Below are 20129 nucleotides of genomic sequence, written 5' to 3' on the forward strand. Positions count from 1 at the left end.
CTTCATGCGTGATTCCGCACACGCAATCCGCCGGGTCCGCGCAGGTCGGCAGGGAGTGACGGCAGGGGGCGGGACATGGCCGGATCGGGCCGAACTAAGCTTGGGCCCGTCAACTGGCCGTCCCCACATCCAGGAGTACCCCACTGTGAGCCAAGCAGGCCGTCCTGTAGTTCTGATCGCCGACAAGCTCGCCCAGTCGACCGTCGATGCGCTCGGTGACGGTGTCGAGGTCCGCTGGGTCGACGGCCCGGATCGGCCCGCACTGCTGGCCGCGGTGCCGGAGGCCGATGCGCTGCTCGTCCGCTCCGCGACCACCGTCGATGCCGAGGTCCTCGAGGCCGGCAAGAACCTGCAGATCGTCGCCCGGGCCGGGGTCGGCCTGGACAACGTCGATGTCCCCGCCGCCACCGAACGCGGTGTGATGGTCGTCAACGCGCCCACCTCCAATATCCACACCGCCGCCGAGCACGCCGTCAGCCTGCTGCTGAGCGCGGCCCGCCAGATCCCGGCCGCCGATGCCACCCTGCGCGAGCACACCTGGAAGCGCAGCAGCTTCAACGGTGTGGAGATCTTCGGCAAAACCGTCGGCGTGATCGGACTCGGCCGGATCGGGCAGCTGTTCGCGGCGCGCCTGGCCGCCTTCGAGACCAAGATCATCGCCTACGACCCCTACGTCTCCCCGGCTCGTGCCGCGCAGCTCGGCATCGAACTGCTCACCCTCGACGAGGTGCTGGAGCAGGCCGACCTCATCTCCATCCACCTGCCGAAGACCCCCGAGACCAAGGGCCTGCTCGGCAAGGACGCGTTCGCCAAGACCAAGAAGGGCGTCATCATCGTCAACGCCGCGCGCGGCGGCCTGGTGGACGAGGCCGCCCTCGCCGAGGCGATCACCTCCGGCCATGTGCGGGCCGCGGGTATCGACGTCTACGAGACCGAGCCCTGCACCGACAGCCCGCTGTTCGAACTGCCCCAGGTCGTGGTGACCCCGCACCTGGGCGCCTCCACCAGCGAGGCCCAGGACCGGGCGGGTACCGATGTGGCCAAATCGGTACTGCTGGCGCTGGCCGGCGAATTCGTCCCGGGCGCGGTCAACGTCACCGGCGGCACCGTCGGCGAAGAGGTCGCCCCCTGGCTGGACCTGGTGCGCAAACAGGGCGCCCTGCTCGGTGCGCTCGCCGACGAACTGCCGGTGAGCCTCGAGGTGCAGGTGCGTGGTGAACTGGCCGCCTCCGAGGTCGAGGTGCTGCAACTCGCCGCGCTGCGCGGTGTGTTCTCCGCGCACGTCGACGACCAGGTCACCTTCGTCAACGCGCCGGCCCTGGCCGAGGCCCGTGGGATCAGCGCCGAGGTGACCACCGCGACCGAGAGCCCCAGTCACCGCAGCCTGGTGGATCTGCGCGCGGTGTTCGGCGACGGTCGCACCCTCAACGTCGCGGGCACGCTGACCGAACCGCAGCAGGTCGAGAAGATCGTCAACATCAACGGCCGCAATTACGATATGCGCGCCGAAGGCATCAACCTGGCCGTCCTCAACTACGAGGACCGGCCGGGCGCGCTGGGGAAGGTCGGCACCGCGCTGGGCGCCGCCGAGATCGATATCCTCGCCGCGCAGCTCACACAGGACGCCAACAAGGAAGGCGCCACTGTCGTGCTGCGGGTCAATAAAGAGGTGCCCGAAGCGGTGCGTTCCGATATCGCTGCCGCGGTGGGTGCCGCCAAGGTCGCCCTGGTCGACCTCTTCTGATGTAACCCGTGCGCGCTACCGTCCGGGCCGGTGGGTAGCGCGCGCCGACGGGCACCGCAGCGCCCCGGGCCTCACCGCCCGGGGCGCCCGGTACCCGGACAACGCCGCCGCGACCGGACACACAACGGCGACGAGGCGTACCCGGCCCCGCCGCCGCGTCCCGCTCCGTTCGCGGCCTCGTCGTTCGTAGAAAGCGTGAATGTCATGAAACTCGCCGTGATCCCCGGTGACGGTATCGGCCCGGAAGTCGTCGCCGAGGCGCTCAAGGTGCTCGATGTGGTGCTGCCCGGAGTCGAGCGCACCGAATACGACCTGGGTGCCAAGCGCTATCACGCCACCGGTGAGGTCCTGCCCGAATCGGTCCTGCCCGAACTGAAGCAGCACGACGCGATCCTGCTGGGCGCGATCGGCGACCCGTCGGTACCCAGCGGTGTCCTGGAGCGCGGGCTGCTGCTCCGTACCCGCTTCGCGCTCGACCATCATGTGAACCTGCGACCCTCGAAGTTGTACCCGGGCGTCGGCAGCCCGCTGGCGGGGACTCCGGATATCGACTTCGTGGTGGTGCGCGAGGGGACCGAGGGCCCGTACACCGGTACCGGTGGCGCGATCCGGGTCGATACCCCGCACGAGGTGGCCACCGAGGTCAGCACCAACACCCGGTTCGGGGTGGAACGGGTGGTCCGGTACGCCTTCGCCAAGGCGCAGGCCCGCCGCAAACACCTCACCCTGGTGCACAAGACGAACGTGCTCGCCTTCGCCGGTTCGTTGTGGCAGCGCACGGTCGACGAGGTCGGCGCGGAATTCGGTGATGTCGAGGTGGCCTACCAGCACATCGACGCCGCCACCATCCATATGGTCAACGACCCGGGTCGTTTCGACGTGATCGTCACCGACAACCTGTTCGGCGATATCATCACCGACCTCGCCGCCGCCGTGAGCGGCGGTATCGGCCTGGCGGCCAGCGGGAACATCGACGCCACCGGTACCAACCCGAGCATGTTCGAACCGGTACACGGCAGCGCCCCCGATATCGCCGGCCAGTCCAAGGCCGACCCGACCGCCGCGATCCTCTCGGTCTCGCTGCTGCTCGAGCACAAGGGCGAATCCGCGGCCGCGGCCCGTATCCAGGACGCAGTCGCCAAGGACCTGTCCGGCCGCACCGGCACCGCCTCGACCACCGAGATCGGCGATCGGATCGCCGCCGCGCTCTGACCTCGGCGGTCGGTGATTCCGCGAGCGGAATCAGGCTGCGTGTCCGATACCATCGGGGACCTGGGAGTGTCCCCGATGGGCAGCCCGAGCACTTGGAGGCAGCATGACCGCGTGGCACGCCACCAGTGATGCCGGCTTCGGTCCGTACACGGTGCTGGATCTGTACGACCGGCCGGAGGACGGTAAGGGCTTCGAACTCGAAGACGGGTGGTTGGTCGAGGTGGCAGCGGGGGCTCGACACAACTGGATTGCGCGAACGCTGGCCCGCCGGATCGAAGGAATGCTCGACGGCGCCGCGGTGATCGTGTGCGGTGGTGGGGGATGGGAGGTCAGTACTCCGGCCGGTGTGCGCAAACCCGATATCGCCCTGGTTCCCTACGATGTCGCGCGTTCGGTGATCGCCGACGAGTCCCCGAAGTTGCTCCCGGGGATCGACCTGCTGCTGGTGGTCGAGGTGGTTTCCCCGGGCAGCGGCAGCGAGCGCACCGACCGGGTGCGGAAGGTGCGCGAGTACGCGGAACTGGGCATACCGCAGTATTGGATCGTCGAACATCAGCCGAAGGTCCGGATCCATCGCGGAATACTGGACGGTGCCACCTATCGGTGGGAGCCCACGGTCACCGAGGGACAAGAGTTCACCGCTGAGATCGAGGCGGACAAGACGATTCGGGTGGAGTTCGATCCCGCGGTGCTGATCGACATCTGACGGCGGGATCCGGGTGTCCGGACGGTTGCCCGGGTCGCCGGCTCGTGCGATCGCCTACTCCAGAGGTCTTTCCGATCCCACCGGGACCAGCGGGATCGCCACCGCGGCCAAGGCCGCTGCCGCGAGGTAGACCGCGGGAAAGCCGGTTGCGGTGATCAGGGCACCGAATACCGGCGGTACCGCGGCGACCGTCAGATTCTGGCCGGTGTTCTGAATACCCAGCCCGCGGCCGCTCCAGAACGGCCCGGCGCGTTCGGCGATGGCGGTGAAGGCCAGACCGTTGTCGGAGACCGTGACCACCGAGGCGATCACCAGCAGCGGTACCGCGGCCCACCACCACTGCGTCCACGAGGTGAGCGCCAGCAGGGCCATCGTCGCGACCGCGGCGATCGCGACCTGACGTAGCGGACCCATCCGGCTACCGACGCGATCCGACCACGCGCCCGCGCCGATCCGGCCGAGAGCACCCAGGATCTGCGTGCCGGTTACCAGCGCGCCGGCCGCCGCCAGCGACCAACCCAGATCGCGGTGCAGCCAGAGCAGTGCGAAGGTCCAGACGGTGGCCTGGGGGACGACCAGCAGGATCGAGACCCCGTGGATCCGCCACAGCGTGCTGCTGCCCCGATAGGGGTTGGTGCCGGAGGCCCGGGCTCGCGCGGGACGCGGCGGATCGATGATTCCCAGCAGGCAGGCTACAGCCGCCAGGCCGGCCAGGATCGCGGGGACGACCAGCGCGGGTGCGACGCCGAATCGGTCCGCGACCAGCGGAATGGATATCGCCGCGATCCCGACCCCGAGCGGCTGGCCGGTCTGGCGGATTCCCATGGCCAGGCCGCGCCGGTCGGGCGGGAACCAGCCGACGATCACCCGGCCGCTGGCACCGTTGGTGCTGGCGGCGCCGATACCGCCGAGGAACAGTAGGACTCCGAGGGCGGGGTAGCTGGTCGTGAAAGCGGCACCCGCCCCGGCCGCGCACATGATCAGCGGCCCGGCGACCAGGGCGATACGTTCGCCGACCCGGTCCACCAGATAGCCCCAGGCGATCAGCGCGCAGCACAGTCCGACGGTGGGCATGGCGACGAGTAGGCCCGCGGTGGGCAGCGGCATACCGCCGGCGGTCAGCGCGGGGAGCAGGAACGGTACGCCGTGGACGAAGATCGCGCTGGTGGTCTGGGCGAAGACGCCGAAGGCGAGCATGAGCCAACGGTGTACGGGGGATATCTGCCTACCGGGTGCTGCGGCGATCGGGGCGGCCGCCGAGGGACTGTGCGCCATGGTTCCCCATCTCGGAACGGATGTATCTCAATATTTGAGAATCAATTCTCAAAATTTGAACTTACCTCGGTTACGGTACACCTCCGGGGCCGGAAGCTCGCAAGTAGTGTCACGGTTCGCACCACCTGCCGGACCGACCGGTCGGGCGCATTCGGGCTGGTGAACCCCGCTGGATAGACTTCGGTCATGCGTCTAGGTCGAGTTGCCAGCCCCGACGGGGTCGCGTTCGTCGCCATCGAAGGCGAGACCGCCAAAGAAATCGCCGAACATCCGTTCGGCACCCCGACGTTCACCGGTCGCAGCTGGTCACTGCCGGATATCCGGCTGCTCGCGCCCATCCTGGCCAGCAAGGTGATCTGTATCGGGAAGAACTACGCCTCGCACGCCGCGGAAATGGGCGGTGCGGCCCCGGATGAACCGGTGATCTTCATCAAACCGAACACCTCCATCATCGGCCCCGGTATCCCGATCGTCCTGCCGCCCAGTTCCTCCCGTGTCGACTACGAGGGCGAACTCGCAGTGGTCATCGGGCGTCCCTGCAAGGATGTACCCGCCGCCCGCGCCAAGGACGTCATCCTGGGCTATACCGTCGCCAACGATGTGACCGCTCGCGATCAACAGGCCCAGGACGGGCAGTGGACCCGGGCCAAGGGCTATGACACCTTCTGCCCGCTGGGCCCGTGGATCGAAACCGAACTCGATCCCGCGGACCTCGAGATCACCACCGAACTCGACGGAGAAGTACGTCAACGCAGTACCACATCGCTACTCTTGCATGATATCCCGGAAATCATCGAATGGATCACCCGTGTGATGACCCTGCTTCCCGGTGATGTGATCCTCACCGGAACTCCCGAGGGCGTCGGTCCGATGAAAGACGGTCAAACTGTGTCGGTGACCGTCTCCGGAATCGGTACGCTGACCAATCCCGTTGCCGCAAAACGCTGAACGAAAGAGAGACATGACAAACGTACGGGTCCGTTTCTGCCCGTCACCCACCGGAACGCCGCATGTCGGGCTCATCCGCACCGCGCTGTTCAACTGGGCCTACGCGCGCCATCACGGCGGCACGTTCGTCTTCCGTATCGAGGACACAGATGCCGCAAGGGATTCCGAAGAGTCCTATCAGGCGCTGTTGGATGCGCTGCGCTGGCTCGGGCTCGATTGGGACGAAGGTCCGGAAATCGGCGGGCCCTATGCGCCCTACCGGCAGTCGCAGCGCCGCGAAATCCACCGTGACGTGGTGCAAAAGCTCCTCGGGGCCGGGGAGGCGTACGAATCCTTTTCTACGCCAGAGGAAGTCGAGGCGCGCCACAAGGCCGCCGGACGTGATCCGAAACTCGGCTACGACAATTTCGACCGCGACCTCACTGCCGAGCAGATCGCCGAATACAAGGCCGCCGGCCGCGGGCCGGTGGTCCGGCTGCGAATGCCCGATACCGATATCACCTGGCACGACCTGGTGCGCGGTGAGACCACGTTCAAAGCCGGCTCCGTCCCCGACTACGCGCTCACCCGCGGCACCGGAGATCCGCTCTATACGCTGGTCAACCCGGTCGACGACGCGACCATGCGGATAACCCACGTACTGCGCGGTGAGGATCTCCTCTCGTCGACGCCGCGGCAGATCGCGCTCTACGCCGCGCTGCGGCGTATCGGGGTCGCCGAATTCACCCCCGAATTCGGCCACCTCCCGTTCGTGATGGGTCAGGGAAACAAGAAGCTGTCCAAGCGGGACCCGGAGGCCGACCTCTTCCTCCATCGCGAGCGCGGATTCATCCCCGAGGGGCTCCTCAATTACCTCGCACTGCTCGGCTGGAGCATCGCCGACGACCACGATGTGTTCTCCATGGACGAGATGGTCGCCGCCTTCGACATATCGAAAGTTAATTCGAATCCGGCCCGCTTCGACCAGAAGAAGGCCGATGCGATCAATGCCGAACACATACGTTTGCTGGAGCCGGCGGATTTTGCCGGACGATTGCGCGACTTTTTCATCCGGCACGGATATATGGATAGCGGAACCGACGAGAAGGTTTTCACCGCAGCCGCGGATCTGGTGCAGACGCGAATTGTCGTCCTCGATGACGCATGGGGTCTGTTGCGATTCCTCTTCGCACCCGCCGGCGAGTTCGCCATCGACCCCGCGGCGGGCCGGAAGAATTTGGGATCGGACGCCGTACCGGTATTGGATGCCGCAATTTCCGCGCTCGAACCACTGACCGCCTGGACGGCCGACCGGATCGAGGACGCGCTGAAAGTCGCGCTCATCGACGGAATGGAATTGAAACCGCGCAAGGCTTTCGCGCCGGTACGTGTTTCGGTCACCGGATCGCATATCAGCCCGCCGCTCTACGAATCGATGGAACTGCTGGGCCGCGAGCTCACCATGGAGCGACTGCGCGCGGGGCGCGAATGGGCGCCGCCGGCCGAATGAGGTGCGCGGTTCGAGACCGTCTCCGGTGCCACCCGGGGCGGTCTCGGCCGCGGCCGCCGGGGGAACGCTCGGCTCGAGGGGGCCGCGATAACCGTTACCGACCTGATGTGGCGGCGTGACCAGGCGATTTGTAGTTTCCCCGGAGCAGTTTGGTACTCTCTTTCTCGGCCGGAACGACGGTGCCACCGCAGCCAGCGGTGAGGCTGAAAGCCCAGGTCATTGGGGTATGGTGTAATTGGCAACACAGCTGATTCTGGTTCAGCCATTCTAGGTTCGAGTCCTGGTACCCCAGCGGAGATCGCTCTCAGCTTCATCGGCCAGATGCGGTGCGGAACGAGTTTTCCAGGCGATTTGGTCGCCGCCGCCCGGTCGGTTACGCTGATCGAGCTTCGGATCGAGAGATCCGCGATCCACTCCAGCCAGGAGTTGATCACAAGTCCTGGCCCCGTCGTCTAGCGGCCTAGGACGCCGCCCTCTCAAGGCGGTAGCGCGGGTTCAAATCCCGTCGGGGCTACTCAGCTAGCAGGCTCATGCTCATGGAGAGCATGGGCCTTTGCTGATTCGCGATGCTTTGCGGGGGGCGCAGCCCCCCGCACCCCGCCCAGGCGGGCTCGGCGCCCCCTGGACCCCCTTTGCGGATCGAGGACAGTCCGGGGTGGAGCCGGGGCTCAACCCCTGGACCCTTTCATGGACTGATTGCCTCCGAAGGTGAGGCCGGGGCTATGCCCCTGGAGCCCTTCGCGGGCGGGGTCATTCGAGGGTGTGATGCCGGGCTGAACCCTTGCCGCCCTTCGCGTGCCGGATGCATTCGACCAGGTGAGGCCGTGGTCGGTGCCTGGATGCCCTTCGTGCGGATCGCTTTCGAAGGCGCTGCCGAGATGTGGGCCGGGTTCCGGTGTGAGTCGGTTTCTTCCGAGGTGATGGCGCGATTGCGCCGCGGACTTCGGGGCAATTCCTGCTTCGAAGACGGCCGAATTCGCGGTCCGAGGTCCGGCCGGACCGGTGTACCTCGCAGGGGATCGCTGTTCGTGGCACGGGGATCGCGCTACGCGGGGTGGTTCGGGGCCGGTCGGGGGTCCATGGGCCGGGTCGGCGCCGTCGGTTTCGGTTACTCGGATCCGCGGCCGGTGCCGGACGGCGACGGTGGTTTCCGGGGGCCGGATGGACCGGTTTCCGGGTGCTGCCGGGGGACAGCACCCGGGCGTATCAGTCGTCCAGGGCACCCGCAGTGGACCCGCCCAGCGGCATGGCGGGGAGGCCCAGTTTGCGGTGATCCCAGCTGCGGATGCGGTCGGGGACGATGCGTACCGCTACCCGTTTGTTGAGCATGCCCTCGACGTATTCGCGCATATCGTCGGTGTAGGGGCCGGTATAGCGTTCCCAGACGCTGACTCCGACGGCGAACAGCTTTTCCGGGTCGTCGATGATCTCGGCGCGGCCTTCCAGGGAGACTCCGCGCAGGGTGTCGTAGGTTTTTCCGGCCTCGACCATGCAGGTGACGGTGGGGTCGCGCCGTAGGTTGACGGCTTTCTGGGATTTGCCCTTGGTCTCGAACCACAGTTCGGGGATCGCGTCGGGCCGCTCCGGATCGGTGATCAGCGCGTACCACATGGCGGTGAGGTGTGGTTTTCCGTCCGCGCCGAGCGAAGCCAGGGTGGCGACGCGGCTGCGGGTGAGGAAATCGGTGATCTCGGTATCGGTCATCACGATCTGTGACCGTTGGTTCACTCCCATCAGGTCACCATAAGTGACGGCATCTGCCTGCCGCTCAGAGTCTGCGGTGCAGAGCATCGGCGGCCGCGACCAGATCCGCCGCCCAGCGAGCCCCGGGGCGGCGCCCCATCCGGTCGATGGGGCCGGATACGGAGACCGCGGCGACCACCGCGCCCTGCTGATCGCGTACCGGCGCCGATACGCTCGCGACCCCGGCCGCGCGTTCGCCGGCGCTCTGCGCCCAGCCACGTTTGCGGACCTCGGCGAGGGTGCGGTCGGTGAACATCGCCTCGCCCAGCACGGTGTGCTGTAGTTCGGGATCTGCCCAGGCCAGCAGTACCTTGGCCGCGGATCCCGCGGTCAACGGCAGGCGCGAACCGATGGGGACGGTATCCCGGAGCCCGGCGGGGGGCTCGAGGGCGGCGACGCAGATACGTTCGTTGCCTTCCCGGCAGTACAGCTGCACGCTTTCGCCGGTGATCTCGCGCAGCCGCGGCAGGATCGAGCCTGCGGCCTCGAGCAGCGGGTCGGCGGCGCCGGCGGCGAGTTCGGCGAGGGCGGGGCCGGGGCGCCAGGCCCCGTTACCGTCGCGGGCCAGCAGGCGGTGGGTCTCCAGGCCGACGGCGAGGCGGTGAGCTGTCGCCCGGGGCAGGCCGGTGCGCTCGCACAGTTCGTTGAGACCGCACGGACGCTCGGCGACCGCATACAACACTGCCACCGCTTTGTCCAGGACGCCGATACCGCTATGCTGTCTCATACAACGATATTAGCGTCCTGCATTCTGAGATGCCATTACGAACAGCCCAGGTGGCGCCCAGGATGGAGATGCAAGATTCCAGCTAGCGCGTATCCGATGCCGGGTCCAGACCCGCTCGGATGCCGAGCCCGAAAGGTGATCGCAACAATGCCACGTACGCTGGCCGAGAAGGTATGGGAACAGCACGTCGTCGCCCGCGGCGAGGGTGAGGGCGAGGCGCGCGAACCCGATTTGATCTATATCGATCTGCATCTGGTGCACGAGGTGACCAGCCCCCAGGCCTTCGACGGTCTGCGGGCCGCCGGTCGTCCGGTGCGCCGCCCCGATCTCACCATCGCGACCGAGGATCACAATGTCCCGACCGTCGATATCGATAAACCCATTGCCGACCCGGTTTCCCGTACCCAGGTGGAGACACTGCGCCGCAACTGCGCGGAATTCGGTATCCGGCTGCACCCGATGGGCGATCGGGAACAGGGCATCGTCCACGTCGTCGGACCGCAGCTGGGACTGACCCAGCCGGGTACGACCGTGGTCTGCGGTGACAGCCACACCTCCACCCACGGCGCTTTCGGTGCCCTGGCCATGGGAATCGGCACCAGCGAGGTCGAGCACGTACTGGCCACCCAGACCCTTTCGCTGCGGCCGTTCAAGACGATGGCCATCACCGTGGACGGTGTGCTGCCACCGGGAGTCACCAGTAAAGACCTCATTCTCGCGGTTATCGCCGAAATCGGCACCGGTGGTGGGCAGGGCTATGTGCTCGAGTATCGCGGTGAGGCCATTCGCAATATGTCGATGGAAGCGCGGATGACCGTCTGCAATATGTCCATCGAAGCCGGTGCCCGCGCCGGAATGATCGCCCCGGACGAAACCACCTACGAGTTCCTGAAAGACCGCCCGCATGCCCCCCGGGGTGCGGAGTGGGACGCCGCGGTCGCGGCGTGGGATGCGCTGAAGACCGACGAGGACGCGGTTTTCGACCGGGAGGTGCGGATCGACGCGAGCGCGCTGACCCCGTTCGTCACCTGGGGTACCAATCCCGGTCAGGGGCTGCCGTTGGGCGCGAACGTCCCGGACCCCGCCCAGATCGCCGACGAGACCGCGCGCGAGTCCGCGGAGAAGGCGCTGCGCTATATGGATTTGACCCCCGGGATGCCGCTGCGCGAGGTCACGGTGGATACCGTTTTCGTCGGATCCTGCACCAACGGCCGGATCGAGGATCTGCGTGCCGTGGCCGGGGTTCTGCAGGGTCGTAAGGTCGCCGCGGGCGTGCGAATGCTGGTGGTACCGGGCTCGATGCGGGTGCGGGAGCAGGCCGAGGCCGAGGGGCTCGGCGAGATATTCACCGCGGCCGGAGCCGAATGGCGCCAGGCCGGCTGCTCGATGTGCCTGGGGATGAACCCCGATCAGCTCGAACCGGGCCAGCGCTGCGCCTCCACCTCGAACCGCAACTTCGAGGGCCGGCAGGGCAAAGGTGGCCGGACCCACCTGGTATCGCCGCTGGTGGCCGCCGCGACCGCGGTCCGCGGCACGCTTTCGGCCCCCGCGGACCTGAACTGAGCCCGTCTTATATCGAAACTCACTTATAGCTGATACAGGAGAAAAGCGATGGAAGCCTTCAGTGTGCACAAGGGGATCGGCGTTCCGCTGCGCCGGTCCAATGTCGACACCGATCAGATCATCCCCGCCGTCTATCTGAAGCGCGTCACTCGTACGGGATTCGAAGACGGCCTGTTCGCCGCCTGGCGCGGTGACGAGGACTTCATTCTGAACACCGAACCGTACAAGCAGGGCACAGTCCTGGTGGCCGGACCGGATTTCGGCACCGGATCTTCGCGTGAGCACGCCGTCTGGGCGCTCATGGACTATGGCTTTCGGGTAGTTATCTCTTCACGTTTCGCCGACATCTTCCGCGGTAATGCGGGCAAGGGCGGCCTGCTGGCGGCACGAATGTCACAGAATGATGTCGAAATGCTCTGGAAGTTGCTCGAGGAACAGCCCGGACTGGAATTGGTTGTGGACCTCGCGGCGCGGACGGTGACGGCAGGAACCATCGTGTTGCCGTTCGATATTGACGACTACACCAGGTGGCGCCTGTTGGAAGGATTGGATGACATCGGCCTGACGCTGCGGCGTAGCGATGTGATCGCCGAGTTCGAAAAGACAAGGCCGGCTTGGAAACCAAAGACCCTGCCTGAACCTATTTCGCAGGCGTAATGTTCTCGGCCTCTTAGAGGCCGCTCAGATGTCGTGGTAGCTGGGCGTGTGCTAGACCACATGAATTTTGGCGTGGCACATAGACTCTTGCCCATTGTGGGTTTACCGTGGTACCTAGTCGGTCCGACGACGGGCCATTAGTCTGCGGAGGATTCAATGAACAAGGCGGAACTGATCGACGTTCTGACCGAAAAGTTGGGTACTGACAGGCGCACGGCCACCGCGGCAGTCGAGCATGTGGTCGACACGATCGTGCGCGCGGTACACAAAGGGCAGAGCGTCACCATCACCGGATTCGGTGTGTTCGAACAGCGTAAGCGGGCAGCCCGGGTCGCGCGGAATCCGCGTACCGGGGAAACCGTCAAGGTGAAGCCCACTTCGGTGCCGGCCTTCCGGCCCGGCGCCCAGTTCAAGGCGGTTATCGCCGGTAAACAGAAGCTCGCGGCAACCGGCCCCGCGGTGAAACGCGGTGTCAATGCTCCTGTGGCGGCCAAGAAATCCACAGCGAAGAAGACAACGGCGAAGAAAACCACCGCCAAGAAGACCGCCACGAAGGCGCCCGCCAAAACAACGGCACGGAAGACCGCCACCAAGGCGCCGGCCAAGAGCACCGCCGCCAAGAAGGCGGCGACCAAGACCGCGGCTCGTAAGACGGCGGTGAAGAAGACGACCGCCAAGGCCACGGCGAAGAAGACGGCCACGAAGGCCGCGGCGAAGAAGACCGCGACCAAGGCCACGGCGAAGAAGACGGCCGCCGCGAAGCGGACACCGGCCAAGAAGACGGCAAAAAGGGCTCGCTGACCCGCAAGCCAGGCGTGCCGGAGGCATACAGATTTCACCGCGGGTCCCACCGGATCCCGTATGCCGGGCCCGCTCGTGCGGCCCCGCCGCACTGTTCGACCCCACCGGATCCCGGGTGCCGACGAGCACCCGTGGACGGCTAGAGACAACGCGAACGGTTCCCGGAGACGCGAAACCGAGTCGTGCTACGGCGCGGCGGCTCGCGGCTCCGCACAACCGGAACGCCGGACGGACAAGCCCCCGGGCGATCCCCGGGGGCGTAACCGTCTCTATACCGGCTCCGGCCGGTCCGCGGTGCTACGCGGTGACGGCAGGCGCGGTATCGACCGATAGTGATCGATCGAGATGATCGGCGGCCACCAGCCGGTCGCCGGAGAACGACAGAACCCAGACCGACCCTTTGCGGGTCCGCGCGGGGGACAATCGCATCCCGTCCCGCTGTGCCCACCAGCGGACGAGGTCCGGAATGGTATCGCCCTGACTGCACAGCACCCGGACCCGCTGCGCGGAGACCAGCGACCGGATCCGATCCCGCGCCTTGTCGGGGTCGGCGGCATAGCCGATATCGCCCAGCAGCGGTTCGATCTCCACCTCGACGCCGAGTTCCTCGGCCAGCGGCGCGACCGTCTGCACACAGCGCAGCGGTTCGGCCGAGAAGATCTCCTGCGCCCCGAACGCCAGCAGATTCGGTACCAGCGCCAGCGACTGCCGGTAACCGGCCAGTTCGAGCGGGCGCCGATCGTCGGGGCCCCGGTAGCGATCGCGGCGGCCGGCTTTGGCATGCCGTACCAGCAACAGGGTGTGGGTGGCGGCGGGTAGCCGGGTGAACGCGCGCACGATCTGCCGGTCCATCGGATACGACAGTTCCGACATCACCGTGTTCAACGGACACCAGACGAGTTCGTCGACCTCGCTGTTCGCGCTGAATTCCCCGTCTACTACCTCGGCGGCCCAGTAGTCGACCCGTTTCATCTTGCGATGCCCGGTGATCGGATAGGTCACCTTGCCCAGATAGCGGCCCAGCCGGGGCCGCAACCCGGTCTCCTCCTCGGTTTCCCGGAAAGCCGCGAGCACCGGGGATTCACCGGGGTCGAGTTTGCCCTTGGGCAGCGACCAGTCCTGATACTTGGGGCGCCGGATCACCGCGATTTCCACTCCACCCGCGGAACCGGGTGCATGCCGCCACAACACGGTGCCGGCGGCGAGAATATTGGGCGGGGTCCGGGGATCCGGATAGGACGGGCGGGTATGCGTGCCGCTCACTGCTGATCCGGACGGCGTAGCCGCATGAGTGCCACCTGGTGGTCACGCACTTCGATACCGTCGCCCTCGGGCCCGGTACCCGCCCGGTCGGGACTGGACTTCCAGTTACCGTCGGGATCCAGGACCCAGCAGCGCGTCATCGGGTGCAGTGCGGATTCGAAGATCTCGTCGAGCCGTTCGCACAATCTCGGATCCTTGACCTGGGCCATGACCTCCACCCGGCGATCCAGATTGCGGTGCATCATATCGGCGCTGCCGATCCAGAACTCGTCCTGGGCCCGGAAGTTGAGGATCCGGGAATGCTCCAGGACGCGGCCCAGAATCGACCGCACCTCGATGTTCTCGCTCATCCCCGGAACGCCGGCGCGCAGCCCGCAGATACTGCGCACCACGATGCGCACCGGTACCCCGGCCTGGGAAGCGCGATAGAGCGCGTCGATGATCTGTTCGTCGACCAGGGCGTTGGCCTTCAGTCGGATGCCGGCGTCGGCACCCGAACGGGCCAGTTCTATCTCCCGTTCGATCCGGGCGATGATCCCGGCGCGGATACCGTTCGGCGCCACCAGCAGATTGCGGTAGTCGGATTTCCGGGAGTAGCCGGTAAGCGAATTGAACAGATCGGTGAGATCGGCACCTATTTCGGGTGCTGCGGTGAGCAATCCGACGTCCTCGTACAGGCGGGCGGTCTTGGGGTTGTAGTTACCGGTGCCGATATGGCAATAGCGGCGGATGGTCGAACCCTCGCGGCGCACCACCAGACAGGTCTTGCAGTGGGTTTTCAACCCGACCAGGCCGTAGACCACATGCACGCCCGCCTGTTCCAGGGTGCGGGCCCATTTGATGTTGGCCTGCTCGTCGAAGCGCGCCTTGATCTCCACCAGCGCCACGACCTGTTTCCCGGCCTCGGCGGCGTCGATGAGCGCGTTCACGATGGGGGAGTCGCCGGAGGTCCGGTACAGGGTCTGTTTGATGGCCAGCACCTGCGGATCGGCAGCGGCCTGTTCGATGAAGCGCTGCACGCTGGTGGAGAACGAATCATAGGGATGGTGCACCAGCACATCGCCCTCGCGCAGCGCCTGGAACACATTGCGCGGTGTCTCGCGTTCGCCGAACGCCGGCGGGGTGGCGGGAACGTAGGGCGCGTCCTTCAGATTCGGGCGGTCCACCCCGTAGACCTGCCACAGGCAGGACAGATCCAGCAGGCCGGGGACCTGGATGACGTCGGCGGGATCGACCTCGAGCTCGCGCAACAGCAGATCGAGCATATGCTCGGTCATATCGTCGGAGACCTCGAGGCGGACCGGGGAACCGAAGCGGCGGCGCGCGAGTTCGCGTTCCAGCGCCTGCAGTAGATCCTCGTCGCGGTCCTCGTCGACCTCGAAATCGGCGTTCCGGGTGATCCGGAACGAATGGTGCTCCACGACGGTCATACCGGGGAACAAATGCTCCAGATGCGCGGCGATGAGCGCTTCCATGGGCAGGAACGCGGCGATGGCACCGCCGTTACCGGCCCCCTGCCGGCGGACCCGGACGAAACGGTCCACATTGTCGGGGACCTTCACCCGCGCGAAATGTTCGCCGCCGGTGCTCTCGTCCTGCACGGTCACCGCGAGATTCAGGCTCAGACCGCTGATATAGGGGAAGGGGTGGGCCGGATCCACCGCCAGCGGCGTCAATACGGGGAAGACCTGATCCTGGAAATGCGCCGATAGTCGCTCCCGTTCGGCATCCTCGAGATCGGCCCAATCGATGATCTCGATGCCTTCGTCGGTGAGCGCGGGCAGCACCTCGGTGAGGAAGACCTCGGCGTGCCGGACCGCGAGATCCTGGCTGCGGGCCGCGATGAGCGCGAGTTGTTCGTTCGGCGACCGGCCGTCCGCGGACCGGACCGAAAGCCCCGTTTCGGCGCGGCGTTTGAGACCGGCGACGCGGACCATATAGAACTCGTCGAGGTTCGAGGCGAAGATCGCCAGGAATTTGGCGCGTTCCAGCAACGGCAGTGAACTGTCCTCGGCCAGGGCCAGGACGCGGGCATTGAAATCGAGCCAGCTCAACTCCCGGTTCAGGTAGCGATCGGACGGCAAACGCGGTGTATTCCCGTCGGCCGGAATCTGGGTGGCGGCCGGAGGCGGGGTCGGGAGCACCTGCTGCTGCTTGATGGTTTCCGTATCGCTCACACCTACGATCATTCCCTACGAAACGGTCACCGTGCATATGCCGTAGATGACTGTTATCTCGCGTTCACGCGGCGGCGGCGTTCGTGTTCACGCGCCGGCACCCCTCGTGTTCACGCGGTGGCGATCTGTTAGCACACCTGGGTGACGGCCTCGCGAAGGTGATGTGGCCAGCCGAGTTCGTCCAGTAGTGCGGCGGTATCGGCGCCCGTGCCCAGTGCCTGCACCGCCGCCAGATCATCGGCCGTATCGACATCGTGGCGTAGCCCCGGCCACTCCCCGCGTAACCGGACCGCACCGTCGCCACGGTGCAGGTGTGCCGAATCACGCCCGAACCGGGGCAGCAGCGCTGTTCCGGCCGGTGCCAGCAACGCGGCGGTACCGGTACCGGCGTGGTCGGCGACGAACGCGCGGGTACCGGCGGGCGCGGCGGCCAGCACGGCGGACAGTTCCGCGGTGCGCAGCGCCGGGAGATCGGCCTGCAGGGCCAGCAGGCCCACCTCGCCGTGCCGGGCCCGCAGGGCGTTCGCGGCTGCGGACAGGGCGGTGTTGAGACCGTCGGGGTCGGTGCCGACGCCCCGGGGTTCGGGATGGACAGCGGCCCCGAGTGCGCGGGCCGCCCGCGATACCGCGGGATCGGGGGTGACCACCGTGATCGAGGCGACCTCCGGGGCCGCCGCGGCCGCGCGCACGGTATCGGTCAGCATGGCCAGCACCAACCGGGACCGCTGGGGCGGGGCCAGGACTCCGGCCAGCCGGCTCTTGGCGCTTTCCAAGGTTTTCACCGCGATGACGGCGTGCACGGTGTGCGGGCACATGGACCCATCCTGTCATGGCATATTGGGCTGATGACGAGGGCGGCGGTACTGGGCGCGGGATCGTGGGGCACAGCATTCGGGAAGGTGCTGGCGGACGCGGGAACCGAGGTGACGATCTGGGCCCGCCGACCCGAGGTCGCCGAGGCGCTGGCCACCGATCACCGCAACCCCTTCTACCTCCCCGGGGTGCAGTTGCCACCGGTCGCGGCCACCGACGACTACGCGCGGGCGCTGGACGGTGCCGATATCGTTGTCCTCGCGGTGCCGTCGCAATCACTGCGGGCGAACCTGAAGCTCTGGTCACCGGCGATCGGCCCGGACGCCACGCTGTTGAGCCTGGCCAAGGGGATCGAGAACGGCACCCTTTTACGGATGAGCGAGGTGATCGCCGAGGTGAGTGGTGCCGCGCCGGAACGTATCGCGGTGTTGTCGGGTCCCAATCTGGCCAAGGAGATCGCCGCCGGACAACCGGCGGCCACCGTGATCGGCTGTACCGATGCCGAACGGGCCGCCGCGGTGCAGCGGGCCTGCGTCACCGGATACTTCCGCCCCTATACCAACACCGATGTGATCGGCTGCGAACTCGGCGGCGCCTGCAAGAACGTCATCGCCCTGGCCTGCGGGATCGCTTCGGGAATGGGTTTCGGCGACAATTCCCTCGCCGGGTTGATGACGCGCGGGCTGGCCGAGATCATCCGGCTCGGTGTGGCGCTGGGCGCCGAACCGGTGACCCTGGCCGGCCTCGCCGGTATCGGGGATCTGATCGCGACCTGTACTTCGCCGCTGTCGCGGAACCGGTCGTTCGGCCAGGTGCTCGGCAGCGGCGGGTCCATGCAGGCGGCACAGGAGGCCACGCACGGCCAGGTCGCCGAAGGGGTGAAATCGTGCACCTCGGTGCGTGCGCTCGCGGCCGCGAAGAATGTGGAGATGCCGCTCACCGAGGCCGTGCACCAGGTGTGCCACGAAGGTCTGGCGGTGCAATCGGCGCTGGAGAAGCTCCTGGGCCGCCGGATAAAACCCGAATAGCCACCGCGGCGGTCCGGCACGGTTGAGAGGTGTCCCGGCAGGGTACGGTTCGGACATGAACCGGATCAGGGTGGCCGTAGTCTTCGGCGGACGCAGCAACGAGCACACCGTGTCGTGTGTATCGGCGGGTGCGGTGCTGCGGAACCTCGATCCGGCTCGTTTCGAGGCGGTACCGATCGGGATCACCACGGCGGGGACCTGGGTGCTGGCCGGCGACGACGCCGCGCAACTCAGCAGGCACGACCGGACACTGCCCTCGGTCACCGGCGGCGGCCCGGAACTGATCCTGGCCGCGGATCCCAGCCGGGCCGGGAGCCTGGTCGCCCTCGACGATCCGCGTACCGCGCTCGATGCCGTCGATGTGGTGTTCCCGGTACTGCACGGAGCGTTCGGCGAGGACGGCACCGTGCAGGGGATGCTCGAATTGGCCGGGATCCCCTACGTGGGCCCGGGGGTGCTGGCGAGCGCGGCCGGGATGGACAAGGAATTCACCAAGAAACTGCTCGCCGCCGACGGTCTGCCGGTCGGCGCGCAGGTGGTGTTGCGGCCGGGTACCGCCTCGGTGACCGCGGCGGAGCGCGAACGACTGGGCCTGCCGGTTTTCGTGAAACCCGCCCGCGGTGGTTCGTCGATCGGGATCACCAAGGTCACCGACTGGGCCGATCTCGAGGCGGCGATCGCCGCGGCGCGTGCCCACGACCCGAAGGTGATCGTGGAGGCCGGGATCGTGGGCCGCGAGGTCGAATGCGGTGTGCTGGAATTCCCGGACGGCCGGGTGGAAGCCAGTGTGCTCGCCGAGATCAAGATGCCCGAGGACCTGGCCGATGCCGACGCCGGTGAGCAGCCCGGTCCCGCCTTCTACGATTTCGACACCAAATACCTCGACGATGTCTGCGAATTCGATGTCCCGGCCAAACTCGACGACGATATCTCCGACGAGGTCCGGGCGATCGCGGTGCGGGCCTTCCGGGCACTGGACTGCCAGGGCCTGGCCCGGGTCGATTTCTTCGTGACCGAGGACGGTCCGGTGATCAACGAGATCAACACCATGCCCGGCTTCACTCCGATCTCGATGTATCCCCGGATGTGGGACGAGACCGGTATCGGCTACGGGGAACTGCTGACCACCCTCGTGGAAACGGCGCTGGCGCGCGGTACCGGCCTTCGCTGACCGCTCAGTTCGGCAGTTCGCCCGGATCGAGCGGCCGTGCGGGCAGTTGGGCGGTGAGGGTGTCCGATACCGCCTGCAGCGGTGTCGGCCCGGAGCCGTCGGGAACGGTGAGGGCGATGTAGGTGGCGCGGTCCACCGCGAACCAGGTGGCCGTGGCGGCCGCGTCGTCGCGGACCTCGAACCACTGCACACCGTTGACCACCTGTAACGGGGATGCCCGGTTGAATTCCAGCGGCCGGTCGAGTCCACAGCGCAGCACGATCGGATCGCCGCCGTCGGGTAGCTGCCACGCCGCCGTCGCGGGCGGTGCGGGTTCGACCAGGGTGGCGCGGGTGTAGTCGCCGAGATCGGCGGGCAGCGCGGGAAGCAGGGTTGCGCAGGCGGGGCCGTCCGCGGTGGGTGCCGGGACCGGACCCAGTGCCAGCGCTTCGCGCTCGAAGGGAGTGCGCAGGGCGATCACCGCCGCGACGACCACACCGATCAGCAGCGCGACCGGTAGCGCCACCGCGGTCGCGATCAGCGCGGGCGGATACCCGCTGCGTTCGGCGCCGGTGCCGTCCGGGGCGTCGGTGTCCTGATCCGGCGATGGCTCCGGCATCCGCGTCGGTCCTTTCGTCAGTGCGGCGGTACCGCGACGCGGGGGTCCCGGCTGCCGCGCCTGGTCACCGGGCACAGGGTACCGTCGTGCGGGGAACGCCGGAGTACCGGCCGGGCGCGCGGGATCGGGGATCCGCAGTGCCGGCGACGCGGGCGATCGTGCCCCGGTGGGCGCGTGCCCGTGGTCCGGACCCGCGGCGGCAGTCGACCCGCCG

Annotated in this window: 17 protein-coding genes and 2 tRNA genes; 12 read left to right on the plus strand and 7 right to left on the minus strand. The window is 67.2% G+C overall.

Going from position 1 to position 20129, the window contains the following annotated elements; genetic code table 11:
- The first annotated feature begins 145 nt into the window (after positions 1-145).
- The 3 genes from serA (at position 146) to ACWEWT_RS18415 (ending at position 3662) form a co-directional block, all read left to right on the plus strand.
- Complete coding sequence (gene serA / locus ACWEWT_RS18405) at positions 146-1744, plus strand: phosphoglycerate dehydrogenase (protein WP_452560373.1); 1599 nt, start codon at positions 146-148, stop codon at positions 1742-1744.
- A 204-nt stretch (positions 1745-1948) separates the two neighbouring features.
- The gene (locus ACWEWT_RS18410) at positions 1949-2956 is read left to right on the plus strand and encodes a 3-isopropylmalate dehydrogenase (RefSeq protein ID WP_452560374.1); all 1008 of its coding nucleotides are present in this window, start codon (positions 1949-1951) and stop codon (positions 2954-2956) included.
- Between the two features lie 103 nt (positions 2957-3059).
- Positions 3060-3662, plus strand: a complete 603-nt coding sequence (locus ACWEWT_RS18415; protein WP_452560376.1) for a Uma2 family endonuclease — start codon at positions 3060-3062, stop codon at positions 3660-3662.
- Between the two features lie 54 nt (positions 3663-3716).
- Here ACWEWT_RS18415 and ACWEWT_RS18420 read toward each other — a convergent pair whose 3' ends face one another.
- Positions 3717-4859 (minus strand): MFS transporter, encoded by a 1143-nt coding sequence (locus tag ACWEWT_RS18420; protein WP_452560378.1) that lies wholly within the window; start codon positions 4857-4859, stop codon positions 3717-3719.
- Between the two features lie 264 nt (positions 4860-5123).
- Between ACWEWT_RS18420 and ACWEWT_RS18425 the strand changes: the two genes are divergently transcribed.
- The 4 genes from ACWEWT_RS18425 to ACWEWT_RS18440 all read left to right on the plus strand — a co-directional run bounded on the left by ACWEWT_RS18425 (position 5124) and on the right by ACWEWT_RS18440 (position 7888).
- On the plus strand, positions 5124-5885 hold the full coding sequence (locus ACWEWT_RS18425; RefSeq protein ID WP_452560380.1) for a fumarylacetoacetate hydrolase family protein: 762 nt from the start codon (positions 5124-5126) through the stop codon (positions 5883-5885).
- Between the two features lie 13 nt (positions 5886-5898).
- Positions 5899-7374: a glutamate--tRNA ligase gene (gene gltX, locus ACWEWT_RS18430; RefSeq protein WP_452560382.1), complete on the plus strand. Its 1476-nt coding sequence runs from the start codon at positions 5899-5901 to the stop codon at positions 7372-7374.
- Positions 7375-7594: 220 nt separating this feature from the next.
- Positions 7595-7666 (plus strand) — tRNA-Gln (locus ACWEWT_RS18435).
- Positions 7667-7815: 149 nt separating this feature from the next.
- A tRNA-Glu gene (locus ACWEWT_RS18440) sits at positions 7816-7888 on the plus strand.
- A gap of 692 nt (positions 7889-8580) precedes the next feature.
- On the opposite strand, the gene ACWEWT_RS18445 is transcribed toward ACWEWT_RS18440, so the two are convergent.
- Positions 8581-9108, minus strand: coding sequence for a pyridoxamine 5'-phosphate oxidase family protein (locus ACWEWT_RS18445; RefSeq protein WP_452560383.1), 528 nt, complete (start codon positions 9106-9108; stop codon positions 8581-8583).
- Positions 9109-9142: 34 nt separating this feature from the next.
- On the minus strand, positions 9143-9844 hold the full coding sequence (locus tag ACWEWT_RS18450; protein WP_452560385.1) for an IclR family transcriptional regulator: 702 nt from the start codon (positions 9842-9844) through the stop codon (positions 9143-9145).
- Positions 9845-9991: 147 nt separating this feature from the next.
- On the opposite strand from ACWEWT_RS18450, the gene leuC reads away from it, so the two are divergent.
- The 3 genes from leuC to ACWEWT_RS18465 all read left to right on the plus strand — a co-directional run bounded on the left by leuC (position 9992) and on the right by ACWEWT_RS18465 (position 12865).
- The gene (leuC, locus tag ACWEWT_RS18455; RefSeq protein WP_452560386.1) at positions 9992-11407 is read left to right on the plus strand and encodes a 3-isopropylmalate dehydratase large subunit; all 1416 of its coding nucleotides are present in this window, start codon (positions 9992-9994) and stop codon (positions 11405-11407) included.
- Positions 11408-11455: 48 nt separating this feature from the next.
- Positions 11456-12064 carry a 3-isopropylmalate dehydratase small subunit gene (gene leuD / locus ACWEWT_RS18460; RefSeq protein ID WP_452560388.1) on the plus strand — a complete coding sequence of 203 codons (609 nt, stop codon included), beginning with the start codon at positions 11456-11458 and terminating at the stop codon, positions 12062-12064.
- Between the two features lie 156 nt (positions 12065-12220).
- The gene (locus ACWEWT_RS18465) at positions 12221-12865 is read left to right on the plus strand and encodes an HU family DNA-binding protein (protein ID WP_452560390.1); all 645 of its coding nucleotides are present in this window, start codon (positions 12221-12223) and stop codon (positions 12863-12865) included.
- 297 nt (positions 12866-13162) lie between these two features.
- On the opposite strand, the gene ACWEWT_RS18470 is transcribed toward ACWEWT_RS18465, so the two are convergent.
- The 3 genes from ACWEWT_RS18470 to cofC all read right to left on the minus strand — a co-directional run bounded on the left by ACWEWT_RS18470 (position 13163) and on the right by cofC (position 17120).
- The gene (locus ACWEWT_RS18470) at positions 13163-14128 is read right to left on the minus strand and encodes an NUDIX hydrolase (RefSeq protein ID WP_452560391.1); all 966 of its coding nucleotides are present in this window, start codon (positions 14126-14128) and stop codon (positions 13163-13165) included.
- The gene (locus ACWEWT_RS18475; RefSeq protein ID WP_452560393.1) at positions 14125-16317 is read right to left on the minus strand and encodes an RNA degradosome polyphosphate kinase; all 2193 of its coding nucleotides are present in this window, start codon (positions 16315-16317) and stop codon (positions 14125-14127) included. Before ACWEWT_RS18475 ends, ACWEWT_RS18470 begins: the two co-directional genes overlap by 4 nt.
- Positions 16318-16433: 116 nt before the next feature.
- On the minus strand, positions 16434-17120 hold the full coding sequence (gene cofC, locus ACWEWT_RS18480; protein WP_452560395.1) for a 2-phospho-L-lactate guanylyltransferase: 687 nt from the start codon (positions 17118-17120) through the stop codon (positions 16434-16436).
- Between the two features lie 30 nt (positions 17121-17150).
- Between cofC and ACWEWT_RS18485 the strand changes: the two genes are divergently transcribed.
- A complete protein-coding gene (locus ACWEWT_RS18485) occupies positions 17151-18146 on the plus strand; it encodes an NAD(P)H-dependent glycerol-3-phosphate dehydrogenase (RefSeq protein WP_452560397.1) in 996 nt (331 codons plus the stop codon).
- A 55-nt stretch (positions 18147-18201) separates the two neighbouring features.
- A complete protein-coding gene (locus ACWEWT_RS18490) occupies positions 18202-19317 on the plus strand; it encodes a D-alanine--D-alanine ligase family protein (protein ID WP_452560399.1) in 1116 nt (371 codons plus the stop codon).
- Between the two features lie 4 nt (positions 19318-19321).
- Here ACWEWT_RS18490 and ACWEWT_RS18495 read toward each other — a convergent pair whose 3' ends face one another.
- On the minus strand, positions 19322-19915 hold the full coding sequence (locus ACWEWT_RS18495; RefSeq protein WP_452560400.1) for a DUF3515 domain-containing protein: 594 nt from the start codon (positions 19913-19915) through the stop codon (positions 19322-19324).
- Positions 19916-20129 lie beyond the last annotated feature (214 nt).

Source organism: Nocardia sp. NPDC003963 (genome assembly GCF_053605105.1).